The 19685-nt window shown below is 52.2% G+C and carries 18 protein-coding genes and 1 riboswitch; of the genes, 3 read left to right on the plus strand and 15 right to left on the minus strand.

Translation table 11 applies throughout. From position 1 onward, the window contains the following. Window positions 1-33 precede the first annotated feature (33 nt). Window positions 34-1095: an NAD(P)/FAD-dependent oxidoreductase gene (locus PGRAT_RS25755; RefSeq protein WP_025707696.1), complete on the plus strand. Its 1062-nt coding sequence runs from the start codon at window positions 34-36 to the stop codon at window positions 1093-1095. Between the two features lie 15 nt (window positions 1096-1110). Here the strand turns inward: PGRAT_RS25755 and PGRAT_RS25760 are convergent, their stop codons facing one another. Next, window positions 1111-1365, minus strand: a complete 255-nt coding sequence (locus PGRAT_RS25760) for a YuzB family protein (protein WP_020426352.1) — start codon at window positions 1363-1365, stop codon at window positions 1111-1113. Window positions 1366-1446: 81 nt separating this feature from the next. Between PGRAT_RS25760 and PGRAT_RS25765 the strand changes: the two genes are divergently transcribed. Beyond that, on the plus strand, window positions 1447-1695 hold the full coding sequence (locus PGRAT_RS25765) for a NifU family protein (protein ID WP_025707697.1): 249 nt from the start codon (window positions 1447-1449) through the stop codon (window positions 1693-1695). Between the two features lie 312 nt (window positions 1696-2007). Here PGRAT_RS25765 and PGRAT_RS25770 read toward each other — a convergent pair whose 3' ends face one another. The 14 genes from PGRAT_RS25770 to PGRAT_RS25835 form a co-directional block, all read right to left on the minus strand. Next, window positions 2008-2886 (minus strand): MetQ/NlpA family ABC transporter substrate-binding protein, encoded by an 879-nt coding sequence (locus tag PGRAT_RS25770; protein WP_025707698.1) that lies wholly within the window; start codon window positions 2884-2886, stop codon window positions 2008-2010. A 60-nt stretch (window positions 2887-2946) separates the two neighbouring features. Beyond that, window positions 2947-3615 carry a methionine ABC transporter permease gene (locus PGRAT_RS25775; RefSeq protein WP_025707699.1) on the minus strand — a complete coding sequence of 223 codons (669 nt, stop codon included), beginning with the start codon at window positions 3613-3615 and terminating at the stop codon, window positions 2947-2949. After that, window positions 3615-4631 (minus strand): methionine ABC transporter ATP-binding protein, encoded by a 1017-nt coding sequence (locus tag PGRAT_RS25780; RefSeq protein WP_025707700.1) that lies wholly within the window; start codon window positions 4629-4631, stop codon window positions 3615-3617. Before PGRAT_RS25780 ends, PGRAT_RS25775 begins: the two co-directional genes overlap by 1 nt. A 99-nt stretch (window positions 4632-4730) precedes the next feature. Beyond that, window positions 4731-4873, minus strand: a riboswitch (SAM riboswitch). An 82-nt stretch (window positions 4874-4955) separates the two neighbouring features. Next, window positions 4956-5702, minus strand: coding sequence for a Cthe_2314 family HEPN domain-containing protein (locus tag PGRAT_RS25785; RefSeq protein WP_025707701.1), 747 nt, complete (start codon window positions 5700-5702; stop codon window positions 4956-4958). A gap of 12 nt (window positions 5703-5714) precedes the next feature. Next, window positions 5715-7484: a UbiD family decarboxylase gene (locus PGRAT_RS25790; protein ID WP_042267428.1), complete on the minus strand. Its 1770-nt coding sequence runs from the start codon at window positions 7482-7484 to the stop codon at window positions 5715-5717. A gap of 54 nt (window positions 7485-7538) precedes the next feature. After that, entirely contained in the window at window positions 7539-8465 is a 927-nt protein-coding gene (locus PGRAT_RS25795) for a COX15/CtaA family protein (protein ID WP_025707616.1), read from the minus strand. A 121-nt stretch (window positions 8466-8586) separates the two neighbouring features. Beyond that, the gene (locus PGRAT_RS25800) at window positions 8587-8931 is read right to left on the minus strand and encodes a thioredoxin family protein (RefSeq protein ID WP_025707617.1); all 345 of its coding nucleotides are present in this window, start codon (window positions 8929-8931) and stop codon (window positions 8587-8589) included. 117 nt (window positions 8932-9048) lie between these two features. Further along, a complete protein-coding gene (locus tag PGRAT_RS25805; protein ID WP_042267430.1) occupies window positions 9049-10677 on the minus strand; it encodes a putative polysaccharide biosynthesis protein in 1629 nt (542 codons plus the stop codon). Between the two features lie 26 nt (window positions 10678-10703). After that, window positions 10704-11189, minus strand: coding sequence for a DUF456 domain-containing protein (locus PGRAT_RS25810; RefSeq protein ID WP_025707619.1), 486 nt, complete (start codon window positions 11187-11189; stop codon window positions 10704-10706). 84 nt (window positions 11190-11273) lie between these two features. Next, entirely contained in the window at window positions 11274-12050 is a 777-nt protein-coding gene (locus tag PGRAT_RS25815; protein ID WP_025707620.1) for a Cof-type HAD-IIB family hydrolase, read from the minus strand. A gap of 99 nt (window positions 12051-12149) precedes the next feature. Next, window positions 12150-14252 carry a peptidoglycan D,D-transpeptidase FtsI family protein gene (locus tag PGRAT_RS25820; protein WP_025707621.1) on the minus strand — a complete coding sequence of 701 codons (2103 nt, stop codon included), beginning with the start codon at window positions 14250-14252 and terminating at the stop codon, window positions 12150-12152. Window positions 14253-14287: 35 nt separating this feature from the next. Further along, complete coding sequence (locus tag PGRAT_RS25825) at window positions 14288-16360, minus strand: peptidoglycan D,D-transpeptidase FtsI family protein (RefSeq protein ID WP_025707622.1); 2073 nt, start codon at window positions 16358-16360, stop codon at window positions 14288-14290. Between the two features lie 112 nt (window positions 16361-16472). Then, on the minus strand, window positions 16473-17618 hold the full coding sequence (locus tag PGRAT_RS25830; protein WP_042267432.1) for a transglutaminase domain-containing protein: 1146 nt from the start codon (window positions 17616-17618) through the stop codon (window positions 16473-16475). Window positions 17619-17678: 60 nt separating this feature from the next. After that, on the minus strand, window positions 17679-18116 hold the full coding sequence (locus PGRAT_RS25835) for a hypothetical protein (RefSeq protein WP_025708408.1): 438 nt from the start codon (window positions 18114-18116) through the stop codon (window positions 17679-17681). Between the two features lie 365 nt (window positions 18117-18481). On the opposite strand from PGRAT_RS25835, the gene PGRAT_RS25840 reads away from it, so the two are divergent. Continuing rightward, a complete protein-coding gene (locus PGRAT_RS25840) occupies window positions 18482-19648 on the plus strand; it encodes an MFS transporter (protein ID WP_042267434.1) in 1167 nt (388 codons plus the stop codon). Window positions 19649-19685: the final 37 nt, after the last annotated feature.

Genomic DNA, 19685 nt, shown 5'->3' on the forward strand with positions numbered 1-19685 from the left:
CATAACCTGAGCCATATTCGAAAGGAAGATGTCATGAGAACATTACTCGTCTTGGGCGGCGGCTACGGCGGCCTTGCCCTCATTCAGAAATTACTCGACAACCATCTCCCCCATGATGTGGAAATTGTTTTGATTGACCGGATGCCTTACCAGGGAATCAAGACGGAATACTACGCCCTGGCTGCGGGTACCGTCACCGATTTCCATTTGCGCATCCAGTTCCCGTTACATCCCCGTCTCACGGTACGTTATGGCGAAGTAGGTTCCATAGATCTGGAGAGCCGGATGATATTTCTGAATACGGGAGAACCGATATCTTACGACATTTTGGCTATTGCACTGGGCTGCACAGATAATTATCACAATATTCCAGGCGCAGAAGAGCATACCTGCAGCATTCAGAGCTTCTCGGGTACACGCGAGACTTACCGGCGTCTGAATGATGTGAAGCCTTACGGAACCGTTAACATTGTGGGCGGGGGACTTAGCGGAGTGGAGATTGCTGCAGAGCTGCGGGAAAGCCGGCCGGATCTCAATATCTCTATTCTGGACCGTGGGGAACGTGTACTTTCCTCATTTCCGGCGAAGCTGTCGCAGTATGTGGAGGAGTGGTTCAGTGAGCACCACGTGGAGACGCTGGGGCATATTTCCGTATCTCATGTCGAAAAGGATGCCATCTTCAATGGCACCCAGGCTATTCCAGGTGATGTAACCGTATGGACCGCAGGCATCCAGCCGGTGCAGGTCGTGCAGCAGCTTGAACTGCCGAAAGACCGGAGCGGACGAATTATTGTAGGGCCTTACTATAATGTGGCCGATTATCCGGAGGTCTATGTGATTGGTGACTGTGCCAGCCTACCTTTCGCGCCAAGCGCACAGGCGGCCGGGGCGCAGGGTGAACAGGTGGCGCAGGTCATTCAAGCCCTGTGGCGTGATGAAACACCAAAGCTGCACAAGATCAAGCTGAAGGGCACCCTTGGCTCTCTAGGCAAAAATGCCGGTTTTGGCTTGATGGGCCGCCGCTCTGTCATGGGGCGGGTTCCCCGCCTGCTGAAAAGCGGTGTGCTCTGGATGTCCAAACGGCATTTTGGCTAGAATAAGTGCCTGGGGTTAGTCGATCTCAAGGTTGTCCCAGGCTTCTTGTTCTTTTATTGCAGCCTCTATAGCCGCTTCAAGCTCCTCCGGTGTTTCGGCTTCAATGATCTCACCGTCAAGCATGGCGAACGGCTGCAGATAGCATTGTCCGCAATTGTTCAGGCAGCCATATTCAATGACATCATATTCGGGATTGAGTTCCAGCTTGCGCTTGAGCGGTTCAGTACCGTGTCCGATATTGCTGGCACAAAATTCAATAAGTGGTCTCATGATGTCCTCCTTATTCAGTGTAACCATTTTATTTTTTAACTTTTTGTACTATAATAAGCATACGAAAGGAGTGATTGAGAAATGAGTGAGAATGCACAAAGCACCACCATGTATGATGAAGTACTGGAAGTGCTCGATAAGCTTCGTCCGTTCCTGCAGCGCGATGGCGGCGACGTTGAACTGATCGATGTTGAAGACGGCATTGTTAAGCTGAAGCTTATGGGTGCCTGCGGCAGCTGCCCAAGCTCCACGATCACGCTCAAAGCCGGGATCGAACGCGCCCTCCTTGAAGAAGTAGAAGGCGTGGAAGAAGTTATTCAAGTATTCTAATCCCGTTTCATAACAATCCCGGCCTCCGATGAGAAGGCCGGGATTTTTTTAAATATAAGAATTTATATGCTTCACGCTATAAATTATCCTTCTTTTTCCCGCTGGAAGCAAATCCCGTCCTTTTATGAACAGCGTAGCCTTTGCTACTTGATTATAGTGGATTTCGCATTTGGGATCAACCTAAAGTGCCGGTGCTGGAGCAGCCGCCAGCGAAACCTGATTCCGCAAAAAGACCAGGGGTACTCCGCAGCCTTCACGGCTATCGGATCACCTCTGGTCTTTTTTTATAGATGTTCTGATCAAGAAATCAACTTAAAATGCCGGAATGATCGAGCCTTGGTATTCCTTTTCAATAAAGGCTTTGGCTTCCGGGGAAGTCAGAGCTGCAGCCAGCTTCTGAATGGCATCGGAGTCCTTATTGTCAGGACGCGCTACCAGCAGATTGGCGTAAGGAGAATCGGTTCCTTCGATGAACAGAGCGTCCTTGGTTGGAACCAGCTTCGCTTCCAGGGCATAGTTGGTATTGATCAGGGCAAGATCTACTTCATCCAGCTGGCGGGGCAGCATGGCGGCTTCAAGCTCTACAATTTTGAGATTCTTAGGGTTCTCAGTAATATCGGCTGTAGTAGAGGTAATATTTGTATCGTCCTTAAGCTTAATCAGGCCATTTTTGGCCAGCAGGATCAGCGCACGGCCGCCGTTGGTGGCATCGTTCGGAATCGCTACTTTTGCACCGTCAGCCAGTTCGTCGATCGATTTGATTTTTTTGGAGTAAGCACCGAAAGGTTCTACGTGAACTGCCGTTACAGGTACCAGCTCCGTGCCATTCTGTTTATTCTGATCATCCAGATAAGGCTTGTGCTGGAAGAAGTTCGCATCCAGCTCTTTCTCAGCCAGCTGCGTGTTTGGCAGAATGTAGTCAGTAAATTCCTTGATTTCCAGCTTGATGCCCTGTTTCTCCAGAAGCGGAGCAATCGCCTTCAGAATTTCCGCATGCGGTTTTGGCGACGCGCCAACCACCAGAGTTACCGGTTCTGCAGCAGGTTCGGTTGTGGGCTCTGCGGAGGTATCCGCAGCCGGAGCGTTGGTAGCCGCAGAATTCGCAGCGTTATTTGTTTTATTGTTGTTGCCGCAAGCTGCCAGCACCAATACCAAGGTTAAACTGAAGAATGTGAGCAATACTTTTTTCATTTGTAAATCCCCCTCTATCTCATTATTGGTTGTATGAATAAGGCTCTCTATGGAACTACCTTATTTCCGGGTAAAATGTTGTACCAGCCGGTCGCCGGCCATTTGCAGCAGCTGCACCAGAATAACCATCAGTGCCACTGCGATAATCATAACTTCCTTCTGATAACGGTAATAGCCGTACCGGATCGCCAGATCTCCCAAGCCTCCGCCGCCGATCATTCCTGACATCGCTGTATAAGAGACCAAGGTAACAATCGTAATCGTCACTCCGGCCAGTAAACCTGGACGGGCCTCGGGCAAAAGCACACGCCAGACGATTTGGCCAGTGGAGGCTCCCATTCCTTGTGCCGCTTCGATCACGCCCCGGTCAACCTCGCGCAGTGCCGTCTCCACTAATCTGGCAAAAAACGGAGCCGCGCCGATAACCAGCGCCGGAATCGTCCCCAATACGCCAATTGAAGTCCCCATAATGGACTTGCTCAGAGGAATCAAGGCGACCATCAGGATAATAAAAGGCACAGACCGCAGGATATTTACAACGAACGATAATACCGAGTAAATTGACCTGATTAAGAAATTATTTGATCTGCCCCATAAATATAACACAATTCCGAGTGGTAAACCAAGAATAATTGTATAAATTCCGGAATAAGCCAACATTCGAAGCGTAGCTATGCCCGCATCCAGCATTTCTTCCCAGTTAATCTCGTTAAAGTTCAATCCGCCCATTAGGCAAACACCTCCACATCAAGACCTTGTGCCGCCAGTTCGGCAAGGGTCGCTTCGACTGCTTGGGTACTTCCTTCAAAGCGTACAAGCAGCTGGCCGTAAGGCACATCTTTGATCGTTGAAATCGTTCCCTGGAGGATGGCAAAGTCTACACCTGTTCCACGAACCACATGGGATAGAGTAGATTCATATGTCTTTTGTCCAAGAAAGGTAATTTTGACGGATTTGCTGTACTTATCATGTACTGCCTCCAGTGCAGCACGGAGTGGCCCTTCATGCTGATTTTCACTGCGGATGAAATCCTTCGTCACTTCATGCTGAGGCTTCAGGAAAACATCTGCCACTTCCCCTTGCTCCACGATGCCCCCGCCATGTATCACCGCTACCCGGTCGCAAATGCTCTGAATCACATGCATTTCGTGGGTAATGAGCACAATGGTCAGATGAAACTCCCGGTTAATGTCCAGCAGCAGCCTGAGAATGGAATCGGTTGTCTGCGGGTCCAGCGCCGAGGTAGCTTCATCGCAGAGCAGCACATCGGGATCGCTGGCCAGCGCCCGGGCTACACCCACACGCTGCTTCTGGCCGCCGGAAAGCTGTGCCGGATATTTGCGGCTGTGCTCTTCCAGCCCTACAAGCGCCAGCAGCTCCAGCACCTTGCGTTCAATCTGCGCCTTTGGCATGCCAGCCAGCCTTAGCGGAAAAGCAATATTATCGTAGACCGTCGCAGAAGACAACAAATTAAAATGCTGAAAGATCATGCCGATCTTGCGGCGCTGCTCCTGCAGCTGCCCCTGGCTCAGTGAGGTTAATTCCACTCCATCGACCCAGACCTCGCCTTCCGTAGGGCGTTCCAGCAGATTAATACAACGGATTAGTGTGCTTTTGCCGGCGCCGGAGTGGCCAATCACCCCAAAGATCTCGCCCTTTTTAATCGACAGGTTAAGACCGGAGAGCGCCATTGCAGCTTTGCTGCCTTTTCCGTATACTTTGGTCAAACCTTTCAGCTCTATCAAACTAGTAATCCTCCCCCATGTAACCCTTATGAAAACCAAAAAGACCCCTGACGATCGATTGCAGATCGCAAGAGGCCCCGTGATTGTATTAACCCTGCCTTCTCATCTGCCAACGACCGTAAACTGCACGGCATTGTAGGAATTAGCACCATGACATTTGTGCAGAATACCATGTAACGCATTCTATACAAATCGGTTGCCGGGCTTCATCGGGCCTATCCCTCCGCCACTCTCGATAAGAGTTTGTTATGAAATTAGCTGCATGTTAGATGCTAAGCAAGCTCAAGTATAGTAATTTTCAGGTTTTTTGTCAAAGGGAACTTTTTACTGAGGATGATGGCCGGATCTTATGTTTGCAGCAATTTTGCTCTTGTGCCACTGCTCATTGCTGTACCTGAATGAAGCTGCCAAGGATTTGCAGACCATTTCCAGACTCTGCTTCAGATCCTCCAGATGACTGTCCAGATCCTCAAGCCTAATTTTGTCATGGAGGCCCTGATGCCGCTGCCACAGATCATCCTGCATTTCGGCGTTCATGTAATGAATCTCGGCGTTGCGGCGCTTGCGCAGATTTTCGAGCGGTTCACGGTAGGAGTTCTTAATCATCTCCAGTTCGCCGGCGAGGGCTGTATGCTTCTCAAGAAGCTGAAACTGGCGCAATACAGTGAAATAGGAGAAATGGACTTTGACTTTGCTGGTATTCAGGTCATACAGACTGTTAAGAACCGTACCCAGCTTGTCCAGCAGTGAGAATACACGAATGAAGCCATTTTTATAAAAATAAACATAACGCGCGTATTCACCCTGCTCCTTAGGAGACATATCATCCATATAGCCCGCTACAACGGATTTGCGGAAGAAGGCAGCCGCAAACCAGCTTTGCTCCAGCTCGTCCAAGGAAGAGATCAGCCCGCGGGTCCAGATTTCCAGCTTGCGGTATTCATGATCAAGGTCTTCATGGGTATTCATCTCCCTGCGCAGCATGGATGCCACCTTCGCCATATTATCTATGGCTTCAGCCAGCACACCACTGTTCTCGCGGGGCGGTTCTCCGAGTAATATCCGCAGCATCCTGCATCCTCCTTAGTGTGGAAAATAGCTGTTCCAGTTGCGGTCGACCCGCTGGACAATATCCTCGCGCGGAACCAGTTCCTCGGGGTAATCCCGCTTCATCCGGGCATCGATCACAAGGGGCAGCTTATAGCCGATATGATGGCTTTTGATCTCGTATTCGGCGTAGATATCACTGGCCGGATCGAACCTCGTGAACACCGTCCACAGGAATGAAGTTTGCGTGCGCACTGTATCCAGGGCATTATCCACTACAAACACCAGCGGCCAGGCCGTTTCCTGTGCATGCAGAGCGGCGATTAGCCGGGAAGGAAGCTCAGGATCTTCTTCATAGGATGCACCGGAAACAGCTAAACATCCCCGGCAGTAAGGAATTGCCTCTGTAATACCTGGGAGAAGACCTTCCGTGTAATCAGAAGGCAGCTCACGCACCGGACTTCCCACACCAAGCATGATGGCTTTGCTGCCATGGTTCATCGCATTGGGCGAATGGTCTTGCTCGTCCGGGGCGGCATTTCCGTACACCAGGAAATCCGAGGCGGGATTGAAGCGCTCCAGCACACTTTCCAGCAGCTTGGGGAACTCTGCCAGCTCCACGGGTTCATTGGTCAGCAGCAGGAATTTGGTCAGTGACAGCTGGCCTTCCCCCAGAATGCGATAAGCTGACACCACCGCTTCTCTGGGATAACTCTCCCTTACTACAGCAGATACCAGTGAATGAGGACCGCATTCGGAGTACTCCCACAGCGCTTTAACGGAAGGCATCAAAAGCGGGTATGCGGGGGCCAGCAGCCGTTGTATGTATTCCCTTAGATAATAATCCTCCTGGCGCGGTTTGCCGATGATCGTCGCCGGATAGATAGCATCTTTGCGGTGCCAGATACGCTGCACATGCATAACAGGGAATTGGCGTGGTGTGGAATAAAATCCATAGTGATCCCCGAACGGCCCTTCCGTTCGCCGCTCATGGGGCGCAATCAGTCCCCGGATGGCAAATTCCGCTTCTGCGGGAATCCGGTGCCCGCCCATCGGGTCCTTGACCATCTGCAGCTTGCCGCCCAGCACAAGAGATGCCAGCAGAAGCTCGGGCAGACGTTCCTGCACAGGAGCTGCAGCAGCGGCTATCAATGCCGGAGGCCCGCCGAGAAAAACGGACACCGGCAGCGGCTCCCCAAGCTGCTCCGCCTCCCGGTGATGAAAGCCGCCTCCCTTATGCTTCTGCCAATGGACTCCCGCCTTGCTGTCATCATAAATCGGAACACGGTATATCCCAAGATTATGGTTCTGCGGATGAGTAATGCTCTCGGTATAGACCAGCGGCAAGGTCAAAGAAGGTCCTCCTTCCCCCTGCCAGCTGGTGATGCGCGGCAGCTCCTTCAGCGGTTCAGTGCTGCGGCAGACGCCAAGCACAGGCGCTTCACCCTGCGGCACATTTCGGGTCCCAACCTTGAGCAGGTCCAGCACCAGCCGTTTCTCCTTCCAGATCCCGGACGCAGTTGGAGGCAGCAATGTTTCCATTGCACCCATCAGGGTCTTCACCAGCTGCTCGGGACGGGTTCCGAAGGCCTGGTTGGCCCGGCGGACCGTTCCGAACAGATTCGTCGCCACCGGAAACGGCGTGTCTTTTACATTCGTGAAGAGCAGGGCCGGCCCCTCCTCCCGCACCACACGCCGATGAATCTCCGCTAGCTCCAAATAAGGATCCACCGGAACATCAACCACGGCAAGATCCTTATCCTTGCGGAGCTGTTCAATCCATTGACGCAAATTACCGTATCCCAATATCGTTCCTCCTCAAACAGGGCACTATCCCACAAAAGTTTGATGAGCGCTGACCTATTTATTCGCTCTTTCCAGCTGCCATACACGCACACTCATATAACACAGAACACCGAAAAGCCCGGCGATCAGGAGAATATGCGCCAGTGCGGCAAAGATGTACAGCCTTTCGTTATACAGGGTATGAACAACAGCCGCACCGCTAAGTACTTGAAGCAGACATAGCACAACTGCTGCAATGCCAAGTGCTCTCAGCTCAGGTTGCGCTTTATGCTTCCAGAAGGCCAAATGTCCAAGACACGCAATCAGGAGAAACAGCAGCGCCGCTGCAACCCTGTGCATAAAGACAATTGTCACGCCACCAGACAGTTCAGGGAACCATTCCCCGTTACAGAGCGGCCACCCGGAGCAGCCTCCCTGGGAGTCTGTATGGCTGACATAGGCTCCAATATAAACCACTATATAAGAATATAACGCAGCGGCCCACGTTAAGTTGCGCAAGCCCCTCCCTACCCCATGGCCCGCCACAGGAAGATCTTCCCCCCATGCATGTCTGCGTTTCGTCCCTAGGGCAAGCATCAGCGAGCTGGCGAAAGCGATCAGAGAGAAGCCCATATGCAGCGCCATCACCGCAGCCGACTGCGGCCGGATCACAGCGAGCGCTCCCATTCCTCCCTGCACCACCACAAATAAAAGCGTCAGCAGTGCAAACACCAGCAGATCTCTCCGCTCATGCGCATAACGCCAAAAGGCAAACATTGAAGCAAGTGACAGCAGACCGGCAAGTCCGCTGAACAGTCGATGGGTGTACTCAATGAGGGAACCTATCGTATAGGCAGGAATAAGTTTTCCGTGACACAACGGCCATTCATTGCCGCATTCCAGCCCGGAACCTGTCTTGGTGACCACGGCTCCACCGAACAGAGCCATAAACATGATTAGACAAGTGATGTAGCTGAGCCATTTCAATTGATTCATCGTCAATGAGATCACCCGCATTTTTCATAGGAATGAATGGGAAATAGTGCTGATTGAAAGCCTTTGCAGCACCCGATTTAGAAAAACACCGCTTCTGCTCGGGTAGGGCGAAAGCGGTGCAGCGTGATTACTTGTGTATGGTCAGATAAACTTCGAGCGCTCTATCCAGAAACCCCTCGATTTCTTCACGGGATTTACGCAGCTTGTTCACGAATCTCACGAGCTCGCGGCCGTCGCTATACGCAACAAAGCTGGGAATACCGAGAATGTTCTGTTCCTGGCTGACATCGCCTACAGCGTCAACATCCACTTCAACCAGTGTGAGTCGGTCATTATATTTCTGCTCCACATCCGGCATGAACGGGTCAATGAACTTGCAGTCGGAGCACCAGTCGGCTTTGAATACAGCCACGGTCAGACGGGGCGATTGAATCGCCACCTGAAAGTCCGCAGGTGAAGTGATTTTATCCATAAATTGAACAGTCCCTTCTGAATTAAGAGTAAGCTGTCTGTTGGTTTTTCTTTAAGTGAATCAAATTGTCAGGAATAAGTCAAATAAAAAAGACAGGATAAGACAATGATCACAGATTTATTGCTCGGAACGGATACGTTCAGGCTGCAGCTTCATGAGCGGACCCAGCAGCTTCTGCAGCGGACGTGGATAACCGGCGATTTCCTGGCGGCTCAGCACCCCCAGAACAATCAGCAGCACGAGATAGACGATAACTACTGCTGCCCCTACAACGAGGCAAGTGATCAGGAATGCCAGGCGGTCAGGCATCATACGGGTAAGAAGCTGTCCGGCCTCGTTCAATCCGTAGCCGATCCCTCCGGCGGCCAATACGGCAACAGCGAAGCCGCCCCAGCGTTTGCCGAGGATCTCGAAGGGAACGACAGTTTTGAGCATTCTCAAGTTAAGCAGTGTAATCACAATGAAGCACAGCGCCGTGGCCGCAATAATGCCGTAAATTCCGAACAAGCGGCTTAGCAGGAAGTTGGAGCCGAATTTGACCAGCAGACCCGCCAGCACATAATACATGGATATCCGCGCTTTGCCCATCCCGAGCAGAATGGAGTTGGTCGTCATCATCGTAATCTGGAAAATCGTCCCGAGGGTCAGCATGGCTACAATGCCGCTGCCATCCAGGCTGCTGAACAGCAGGCCGTTTACGGAATATGCCGCTACTACGAGCGATAGAACAATAGGTGTTCCCGTCAAAATCGAAATCCGCAGCGCCAGTGTAATCTGCCGCTTCAGGTGCGCCTCTTCGCGTCTTGCATAAGCAGCCGATATAATCGGAATCAGCGAGGTGCTGAGTGCGATGGACAACACTGGCGGAATTCCGGCTACACTCTGCGCCCGGCTGCCAAAGATCCCCAAGGCCTGAGTAGCGGCTTCCCGCCCGATTTGCCCGCTGAGCAGCGGAACGATGAATGAGGTATCGATGAAATTCACGACTGGAACCGTAACGGATGAGAGCACAATCGGTATGGAGAGCTTAAAGATATCCTTGTAGATCTTCAGCAGCGGAATCCGCGCTTGACTGGATTCGTACAGAGCTTTCTGCTCCTCGCTGCGGCGGAGCTTCACCGCATAATACAGCATCACACCAAAAGCCCCAATGCTGCCAAGCACGCTCCCGAAGGAGGCGCCGGCAGCCATCCAGGTATTGCTGTAGCCCTGGCGCAGCAGAATAAAGGCAAGCAGGATCGCCGTGGATACCCGGGCAATCTGCTCAATAATCTGTGAGATGCCGCCAGCCATCATATTATTGCGTCCCTGGAAATAACCGCGCATCATGGCGATCATCGGAAAGAGCAGCAGCGCCGGGGCAATCGCCCGGATCGCCAGCGTGCTCTCAGGCACCTTGCTGTACTCTGCATAGTAGGGAGCCGCTATGTACAAGATTGTACTCATCAGCACACCAACCACCGCAGCAAAAATAAGCGCCGCGCGGTATACCTGCTGCGCCTCATGCGGCCGGTTCAGTGCATAACGCTCAGACACCATCTTGCTGAGCGTACTCGGAATACCTGCTGTAGCCAGCGGCAGCAGCATCAAATACACGTTGTTCGCCTGTGTAAATGATGCATTGCCGATGTCATTGAACAAATGCTCCAGCGGCACCCGCTGGGCAAGACCAAGCACGCGGGCCACGAGCGCCGCCGCGGCCAGAATAAGCGTGCCTTTGACAAAAGACTCTTTCTTGGTGGACAAACTGTTTCGCCTTCTTCGCTGTTAAATTAATACCGCCCAATCCAGATAAAGAAGAGGACGACCATGGCAATTTGCAGCACGACCTTGACGACCGTGCTGCTGAATAAGCCAAGCAATGAGCCAAAGCTTACCTTCAAGGCTTTGCCGGGCTTGGAGCCGGCGATCAGCTCACCGGCAAATGCGCCAACAAACGGGCCGATAAGCAGGCCAAACGCCGGGATAAGGAACGGGCCCAGAATCAGGCCAATCGTGCTGCCGATTACCGAAGCGCGGGAGCCGCCGAACTTCTTGACGCCCCAGGCCCCGACCACATAATCCGCCACAAACAGCACAACCACGATCAGCGTCTGGGTGATCCAGAATCCCGCACCAAACGGATCAAAGGAAAAGAACCAGCCGTAAACGAAAAAAGCCAGATAAATCGCCAGTGCGCCCGGCAGTATGGGATACACTGCTCCGGCAAGCCCCACGGCGAACAAAGCAATAATCAGAACCCACCCCAGAATCGCCAATTCCTTCAACTCCCAAAGTTTGATAGCATAGACTTCTAAGGACTACTCTGCAAAACTTGCTTCGAAAGTATACGCAAAACTCTATTATTTCTCGGATGCTCTTCCGGCCCGGGCTTCGACTTCGGCCAGAATATACTTTTGGATGACTTCCGCAATGCCGTCGTTATTGTTCGTGGCAACAACGGCGTCCGCTTCCTGCTTCACAACCTCCTGGGCGTTGCCCATGGCTACACCGAAGCCGGATTGCTGAATCGCGGCCAGATCGTTCAGACTGTCCCCTACGGCGACAACCTGGGACATCTCTAAGCCGAGCAGCTTGCAGACCTCCCGGATACCTGAAGCCTTGTTAATACCCAGCGGATTAATCTCCAGATTAGATGGTGAGGAATTTGTAATTTCGAGTCCGCCCAGATCCTGAAGCTGCATCAGCAGCTTATGGCGGATATCAGGGTCCTCCGTGGAATACCCGAATTTGAGCCACTCCCGGCCTTCAATATCGCCATCCCAGTTTTCGCGGTTGTAGACTCCGTCCACTGAACATGCCCAGAACCAAGTCCCGTATTCTTCAGCGATTTCATGCATTTTCTTGACCAGCGCAACATCCATCAGGGAGCGGCGGTACAGTTCATCCGGTGTACGCCACACTTCACTGCCGTTGACCATAATCATCGGAGTATCAAGCCCCAGCTGCTCAACATAGGGCATTGCACCACGGGAGGTGCGTCCGGTGGACAGGCAGACATGTACGCCTGCATCCATTGCTTTTTTAATCCATTCCACCGTTTTGGGGGTAATCTGTTGTTCATCATTTAGCAGGGTTCCATCCATATCCAATGCTAGCAGGCGGTATTTGGCAATCATTTGCCACCCCTCCATTCTTGTTGGCTCTCTCTCAGCAAGAGTAGCTGTGTATTTGTGTTATCGATTTCTCCGGCTTTTTCCGTCTTCTCGGTTATGATATCAGTTGTTTGTTGCGGCTGTATTTTGGGAACCCGCCCCATCGGCAGCACCCTCTTTGGTATCATCTTTCTTCAAGCTTTTTTTAGGCACGCCATCCAGGCCGTACTCCCAATCGTAAGCGTCAAAAATCTTCCGGGCAACCGGCGCGGCACTGCTGGAGCCAAATCCCCCTTCAGGGATAACCACGGCTACAGCCAGCTTCGGATTCTCACGCGGGGCAAAGGCAATGAAGACCCCGTTATCGCGCAGGTCGCCTTTGGCCGATTGCTGTGATGTCCCTGTCTTGCGGGCAAAATCATACGGAAAATCCGAAAATGCAGTTACATCACTGCTCATACCTTTTTTGATTTCCCTCCAGAAGGACGGGTCAAAGTTCGTGACTTCATCAATAACCTCACGTCCAAATGTCTTAACAACCTTACCGTCGGAATCTGTGATTTTGCTGACCAGCTGCGGTTTGATCCGTACACCTTCATTGGCAAGGGTGGAGGCATACTGCGCAAGCTGCAGCGTAGTATAGCTTCCCTGCTGTCCGAACGATGCATAGACCAGCGCCGCCTGGGCACTCCCGGCTGCTTTTGTATTCGTATAGTTGATTTGTCCCAGGAACTCTCTCGGAAGTCCGCTTTGCGTTGACACGCCGAGGCCAAATTCCTTCATATATTTATCCCAGACTCCAATACCTTTGTCTCCATATTTCTCGTACAGCCTCTTGCCGACCATATCCACCATGAAGACGTTGGATGATTTCTCAATCGCCCTGGAGGGGTCCATGGAACCGTACACGTGCCCGGAGGCATTGCGGACTGAGGATTTATCATTTTTCCCGAAATAGGCGATCCCCTTGTCCGTGTAAGTATAGGAAGTGGAGAAGAATCCTTCTTTCAGTCCGATAAGCACACTCAAAGGTTTGATGGTTGAACCCAATAACAGCACCGATTGAAGTCCATGGCCCGACACCCCGGAGGATATCGGATTGATGGTTCCGTTCTGGTAGTTACTCATAATGCTCTTCCAGACATCGGTAGGCAGTGAGCCTTTCGTCCAGACATTTGTATCATAGTCAGGCATGCTGGCCATAGCGACGACATTCCCTGTGTCAACTTCCATCGCTACAGCGTAACCCGTTACGGCATCAGGATGTGTTTTCCCCTGCACCGAATGCGAATGCAGCCAGCTGATCTGTTCTGTAATAGCCTGTTCTGTCTTAAGCTGGATGTTTTTATTGATGGTCATCCAGATATCATTCCCCTTTACAGGAGGAACCACATCCTCGACTTTTTCGGCCATATTCTGCGGATTAACGGAGATCACCTGATAGCCGTTTTTGCCGCGGAGTTCACGCTGATACTGCAGCTCCAGACCGTCGAAGCCGACAAACTCATCATCCTTGTAGGTCAATCCAGGGTCATTATCGATATTTTTCATTGCATTTTGAATGTTTTTGTAAATATCCAGACTGCCTGAGGACTTGAAAGGCTTGATATAACCTACAGTCTGCACCGCGACCGTATCCTTATTATAATGGCGGTTGCTCTCCTCGACGACTTCAAGGCCCGGATACTCCTCTTTATGCTCCATGAAATAAGCCACTTCCTTGGGGGTGAGGCCAGCTTTGATCCGCCGGGCCATAAAGCCGGAATATTTCCTGAAATTGAGGTCGAGGGAAACGACTACATCATTGGATGTAAGCTTTTCACCATTCGGATCACCATATTTATTGAAATTTTCCACCAGCTTGTTGGCAAGTGTGTAGGCGTTTGCCCTGGAAACTGATGAAAGTGACCCATCCTTTTCTTTTTTGGTATAGTCGCTTGTCAATGTGATATAGAGGGATTGCACAGAGCTGGAATAAGCGATTTCCTCGCCTCCGGCGGCGCGGATTGATCCCCGTATGGCTGCAAGCGGCACATTTTTGGTATCACGGCTGGTCTCTACCTCTTTTAAGTTAGGACCTTCCACAAACTGAACAACGGCAAGACGGATAATGATAACGCAGAAAATAATAAACGTGCTGAAGAAAAACACGTTGAGGCGCAGACCAAGCGAGCTCTTGCTGTCCTTCCCGTCCTGGGGAGAGGCCTGCTTACGGAAAACACTCACAGTTTTTCACTCCTCTACATCTTAAAATAAACCTTTTATTCCAGTGTTGACTCCGCAGCAGGGGATACGTTCTTGCGGGGTACTCCGGTCAGCCCGTATTCCCAGTCATAGACGTCAAAAATTTTGCGGGCTACCGGGGCGGCACTGTTCGATCCAAAACCGCCCTCCGGAATCACTACAGCTACAGCCAGCTTGGGATGCTCACGCGGAGCGAAAGCGATAAACACACCGTTGTCACGCGTCACTCCGTACGCATCCATTTCCGAAGTGCCGGTCTTGCGGGCAAAATCATAAGGGAACCCGTCAAATGCCTTGACGGAAGTGTTCATCCCTTTTTTGATCTCCTTCCAATAGGAAGGATCGAACGAAATTGTGCTTAGCACCTCACGGTGAAACGCTTTGACGGTCTTGCCTTCCGCATCGGTAATTCTGCTGACCAGCTGCGGCTTGATCCGCTCCCCCTCATTGGCGAGAGTTGCTGTGTACTGGGCCAGCTGCAGCGCTGTATATTTGCCTTTTTGGCCGAAGGAGGCGTAGACCATGGCTGCCTGGGTGCTGCCGGCCGCCTGGGTATCCTTATAATCACCCAGTCCGGCACTTTCATTAGGCAGGCCGCTTTGAGTGGATACGCCCAGCCCAAAAGCCTTCAAATATTGATCCCAAACCTCCGGTGCCTTGCTCTTATATTTCTTGTACAGGGGATCACCGACCATATCGACCATGAACGCGTTGGATGATTCCTGAATTGCCTTAGCCGGACCCAGCGGTCCCAGCACATGGCCAGAGGAATTTTTTACTGAAGCCTTGTCGTCTTTGCCGAAATAAGCGATCCCTGTATCGTTATAAGTATCGCCGGTAGAGAACAAGCCTTCATTTAATCCAATCAACACACTTAACGGTTTGACCGTGGACCCCAAATAAATCACTGACTTCAAGCCATTCCCGGAAACTCCGGAGGTAGTATCTTTGATTGTTCCATTTAAGTAGTTGTTTTCGATTGTAGCAAACAGCTCTGGCTCTACCCTATCCGCTGTCCAGATATTGGTGTCATAATCAGGCATACTGGCCATAGCCACCACGTTTCCAGTATCCACTTCCATGGCAACAGCGTAGCCGGTCAGGGCATCGGGGTGAAGCTTTCCCAACACCGGATGGGTGTGCAGCCAGCGGATCTGATCCATAATCGCCTGCTCGGTCTTCATCTGTATGTTCTTGTTGATCGTCATCCAGATGTCGTTCCCCTTGACCGGAGGTACTGATTCAATGATTTCTTCGGCCATATTCTGCGGATTTATGGAAAGGGTCTGGTAGCCGTTTTTCCCGCGCAGCTCCCGCTGGTATTGCTGTTCGAGGCCATAAGCACCTACATATTCATCCTCTTTATACGCTAAGCCGGGATCGGCATTATTTTTTTTCATTGCCCTGCGGATATTCTTATAAAGGTCTAAACTGTCTAAGGATTTAAAAGGCCGGATATAACCCACCGTCTGCACAGCCACCGTGTCCTTGTCATAATGGCGTGCAGCCTCTTCCACAATCGAAAGGCCGGGATACTGCTCTTTATGCTCCAGAAAATAAGCCACTTCCTTAGGCGTAAGTCCTGCCTTGATTTTGCGTGGATAGTAGCCCAGCGTTTTTTTGAAATGGAGATCAAGCAGTGCTGTTATTTCCTCTGCTGTCAGCTTTTTGCCGGACGGATCGCCATATTGCTTGAAGACAGACTCCAGCCTTGCTGCCAGGGAAGCGGTGTTCGCTTTGGCCTTGCCGGTAAATTCGTACTCATTGGTTGCCTTATTTCTATAGGTCTCGGTATAGTCCTTAGTTAACGTGATGTACAGGGATTGGACAGAAGTGTTGTACGCGATGTTCTCCCCGCCGGCAGCATAAATCATCCCCCGGACCGCGGAGAGCGGGACCGTCTTCGTCTCCTGATTCTCTTCAATTTCTGTCAAAGCCTCAGCTTCGACGAACTGCAGTGACGCAAGACGGACAATAATGACACAAAAAATAAAAAAAGTGCCGAAGAAAAACAAATTGATGCGCAGACTGGATGTGCTTCGGCCATGACCTGAATCCGGGCTTCCGCCCGGGAAACCAAACCACTTCACGGCGAATTCTCTCCTTAGCTAAAGCAAATATTGCCTGGTCGGAACGTATTCTTCAAGGCTGCTGAGCGTGCCCTGTTATTGTACCATATATCCGGAGGCCGGCGCTTCCTTCTCAGAGCACATCTTCTTTTATATGGGTTTTCTCAAAATCTTTGCTGTCAAACCAATCCCCGCTGCTGGCCCATGTCGAATCCAGCGGTATCCAGGCCTGTCTGTCCGGGAGGTACACCTCATTCCAGGCATGAGGCCCATGCCCGCCTTGGCCATCGTAGCCCTGGCCCGTCACTACGCGCACCTGAAGTCCCTGCGAACGGGCCATCACGGCATAGAGGCGGGCATAATCTATACATACGCCAAGCCGGGTATCGAAGGTATCCTGGGGCGTCTGCTCATGCCAGATCCGGTTCTGCTCATAGTTCTCTGCTTTGCCGTAATCATAGGCAATCCGCGAGCCTATCCAGTCGTACAGCCGTTTGGCTTTGTCCTCTTCCCCTTTGGCTTGTCCCGCGATATCGGCAGCGGCCCCCACAATATCGGGCGAAATCTCATGATCAATCACTTCATATTTCCGCCGCAAAATATCGTTCATCTCATCAGCCACCGCTTGGGTTAGTACCGGCAGCTTGCTGCGCACATCCTCACCGGCAAGCGGCTCGAACACTGCAGCCGCGCTCTGGCTGTAGATGGGAGAGGACTCCACATACCGGCTGAAGCCGCTGTCCGGGTTCAGTCCGACGCCAATGTACAGGGCAAGAACCAGAACAAGCCCGCGCACAAGTCCAATCACACCGCCGATGAGCGCACCGCTGAGACGGCTGGCCGGCGTCAGCTTCCGGTCCGTTGCCCTGGCCCGAAAGCGTGGCAGCCGGAACGGCAGGAGCATGAACAACAGTCCGAGCAGAAGCCGGATCAGGCTGTAAGAGATCAACAGCAGCAGCAGAAAACGCACAAAGGGCGATCCCGCTAAAAAGGAGACGGCAGTGTAATACAATTGCTGCCAGCCGCTGAGCGTAGTGTCCGGCATTACAATTTCTGTAGCCCAGGCTCCTGCAATGGGCGACAGATACATCGCCGCTGGAATGGCCATGGCGAGCGCCAGAATGGTAAGCACCCCGTTCCCGAGCATCCCGAATAATCCCCCTGCCGCTCTTGTGAAGCCTCTGCTCCAGCCCTGAAGCAGCGAGAAAAGGACAACCACCACCAGCAGGATGGAGATGATATTGGCATTACTGAGGCTGTCTAACCATCCATTAAGCATGTTTGTCCCCCTTTCCTGTGTTTGAAGATTCAAATGGGCTGCATATATCCGCACCGGGAGCTACTGATTTTTCCGGGCTTCGTCTATAAAAGTTTTGGTCGTGTCCGTAATGCTCCATTTCCCGAGGCTCACCCCGCGGAAAGTCACTTCAACCTTGTCCTCTCCAGCCGCACCCTTCACCTCAAGATTAGGTGTTGTAATCGTAAAGGAGCCGTCTCCCCCGGAGGTGTATGTGGCTTCCTTAGCTTCCTTCAGCATGACTTCCTGCGCTTCCTTCTTCAGCGTACTTACCGTTCCGTCCGCTACCTTATTCACAGCGTTGCCAATTTGATCAATCGTAACCCCGCTGTAGATGAACAAGCCCACAACAATAACAATGACAATCGCCCATTTCAGCACCGTCTTAACCAGGTTAATTACCGCAAACAGCAGGACAAGCGCAATAACGATAACCAGCCAATTCTCTCTAATAAATTGTGACCACACTGCCGGATCCATCAATTTCACAACACCCCTATCGCCAATTTTCGTCACTACAGGGCGCATGTCCCCGGGACATTTTATGATTAATAATTATTATACATGAATGGCCTTTATAATTCATGGCCCGAGTGTCCTCCTGCAAGCCCCACCCAATAAAATGGTATAAGCCTGCCTGACCCCACGTAAAGTACAAGTAGGTCATTATCGGGAGCAACGGATAAAAAGAGCCGGGTTAACCTTCATTTTCATATGCGGCAGCCGGTTCAGCGAGATCCGAAGAATTGTTTATGACATGAACCTTTAATTGCTTTACTTGTGTAAAAAAAGTGCCTGTGTGCGCCTTACCGGTGCAATCCCAGGCCCCTGTGGAGGTGTTTTCCTTGAAAACCGCGCTGTGGCTGTATCTGTTCCTCTTTCTGGCCTTCTTCGACCTGCATGCCCAGTACCCTATCCTAACGCCTTTTGCCATCTCTCTGGGCGCGGGGCCGGCCTTCATCGGGTGGATGATGGGCATGTACTCGCTGACACATCTTCCCGGAAATCTGCTGGCCGGGGTGCTGGTCGACCGCAATGGCAGCCGCCGCTATATTGTCTTTGCGCTCACGGCGGCCGGAGCCATTCTGCTGCTGCAGGCTCATGCACAGCTTCCCTGGCATCTGCTGCTGCTGCGCGCAGCCAGCGGATTTGCGCTGGCCTTTCTCTCCCCGGCCTGCATGACACTGCTGGCCTCGCTCTCCTCCGATCCAGCGACCCAGGGCAAATATATGTCCGGGCACGGGATCATCCATACGCTGGCCTCTGTCGTTTCTCCGGCGGCCGGTGCCTTTATCGTGGCGAAAGCCGGCTACTCCGGCACCTTCACCACACTTGGCTGGCTGCTGATCTTCACAGGGGTGATGGCATTATTCAGTGTGCCGAAGCAGGTGCAGAGCATGTCAGCTGCCAAGCCGGCACTGCCGCTGCACTCGCCTGCACAAGCGGACCGGGAGGAACTCCGGGTTTCCCGCCGCTATTACCTTCTGCCCTTCTTCGTGTCCTGCTCTCAGGGCGTGCTGTTCTTTGAACTGCCTCTGTCACAGGGCAGCGATGGAATGATCTCAACCGGTATCCTGCTGTCACTGCTCAGCTTGGGGGCGCTAGTGACGCTCAGCCTCTTTTTTCTGAACGGGCTGGCTCCGGGAATAAGAATCGCTGCCGCGCTCCTCGCCATGGCACTTTGCTTTTTCACCCTGGCCGCTTTCCGCCATATTCCTGCCGGAGTGGTCCTCTTCCTGCTTGGCGCTGCCAAAGGGGTGCTGTTTCCAGCAATGGCTTCTCTCTTCATCAGTCTTGGAGGCCCCGGGCGCATGGGCCGCACTTTCTCGCTGCAATCGATTGCCATGTCTCTGGGCGCCTTTGCCGGTCCCGTAGCAGCAGGACAGCTGCGGGATTTCGTCTCTCCGTATTTCATCGCATTTGTGCTGCTCATGACCGCCATTCTGCTGCTCCCGCCCAGAGGCGCGGGCAAGCCTGCTTACCGCCCGGAATGGAACAGCCCGGCAGCCTGAGCGTTCACTGTACGCTGTGGAGGAGGAGAATAGGCAG

Source organism: Paenibacillus graminis, from assembly GCF_000758705.1.
In the GTDB taxonomy this organism is placed as follows: Bacteria; Bacillota; Bacilli; order Paenibacillales; family Paenibacillaceae; genus Paenibacillus_AQ; species Paenibacillus_AQ graminis.

Excerpts from the sequence above, each read along its gene's own strand:
- PGRAT_RS25755 (WP_025707696.1), top strand. The coding sequence starts at position 34 with ATGAGAACATTACTCGTCTTGGGCGGCGGCTACGGCGGCCTTGCCCTC.
- PGRAT_RS25760 (WP_020426352.1), bottom strand. The coding sequence starts at position 1,365 with ATGAGACCACTTATTGAATTTTGTGCCAGCAATATCGGACACGGTACT.
- PGRAT_RS25765 (WP_025707697.1), top strand. The coding sequence starts at position 1,447 with ATGAGTGAGAATGCACAAAGCACCACCATGTATGATGAAGTACTGGAA.
- PGRAT_RS25770 (WP_025707698.1), bottom strand. The coding sequence starts at position 2,886 with ATGAAAAAAGTATTGCTCACATTCTTCAGTTTAACCTTGGTATTGGTG.
- PGRAT_RS25775 (WP_025707699.1), bottom strand. The coding sequence starts at position 3,615 with ATGGGCGGATTGAACTTTAACGAGATTAACTGGGAAGAAATGCTGGAT.
- PGRAT_RS25785 (WP_025707701.1), bottom strand. The coding sequence starts at position 5,702 with ATGCTGCGGATATTACTCGGAGAACCGCCCCGCGAGAACAGTGGTGTG.
- PGRAT_RS25800 (WP_025707617.1), bottom strand. The coding sequence starts at position 8,931 with ATGGATAAAATCACTTCACCTGCGGACTTTCAGGTGGCGATTCAATCG.
- PGRAT_RS25815 (WP_025707620.1), bottom strand. The coding sequence starts at position 12,050 with ATGATTGCCAAATACCGCCTGCTAGCATTGGATATGGATGGAACCCTG.
- PGRAT_RS25830 (WP_042267432.1), bottom strand. The coding sequence starts at position 17,618 with ATGCTTAATGGATGGTTAGACAGCCTCAGTAATGCCAATATCATCTCC.
- PGRAT_RS25835 (WP_025708408.1), bottom strand. The coding sequence starts at position 18,116 with ATGGATCCGGCAGTGTGGTCACAATTTATTAGAGAGAATTGGCTGGTT.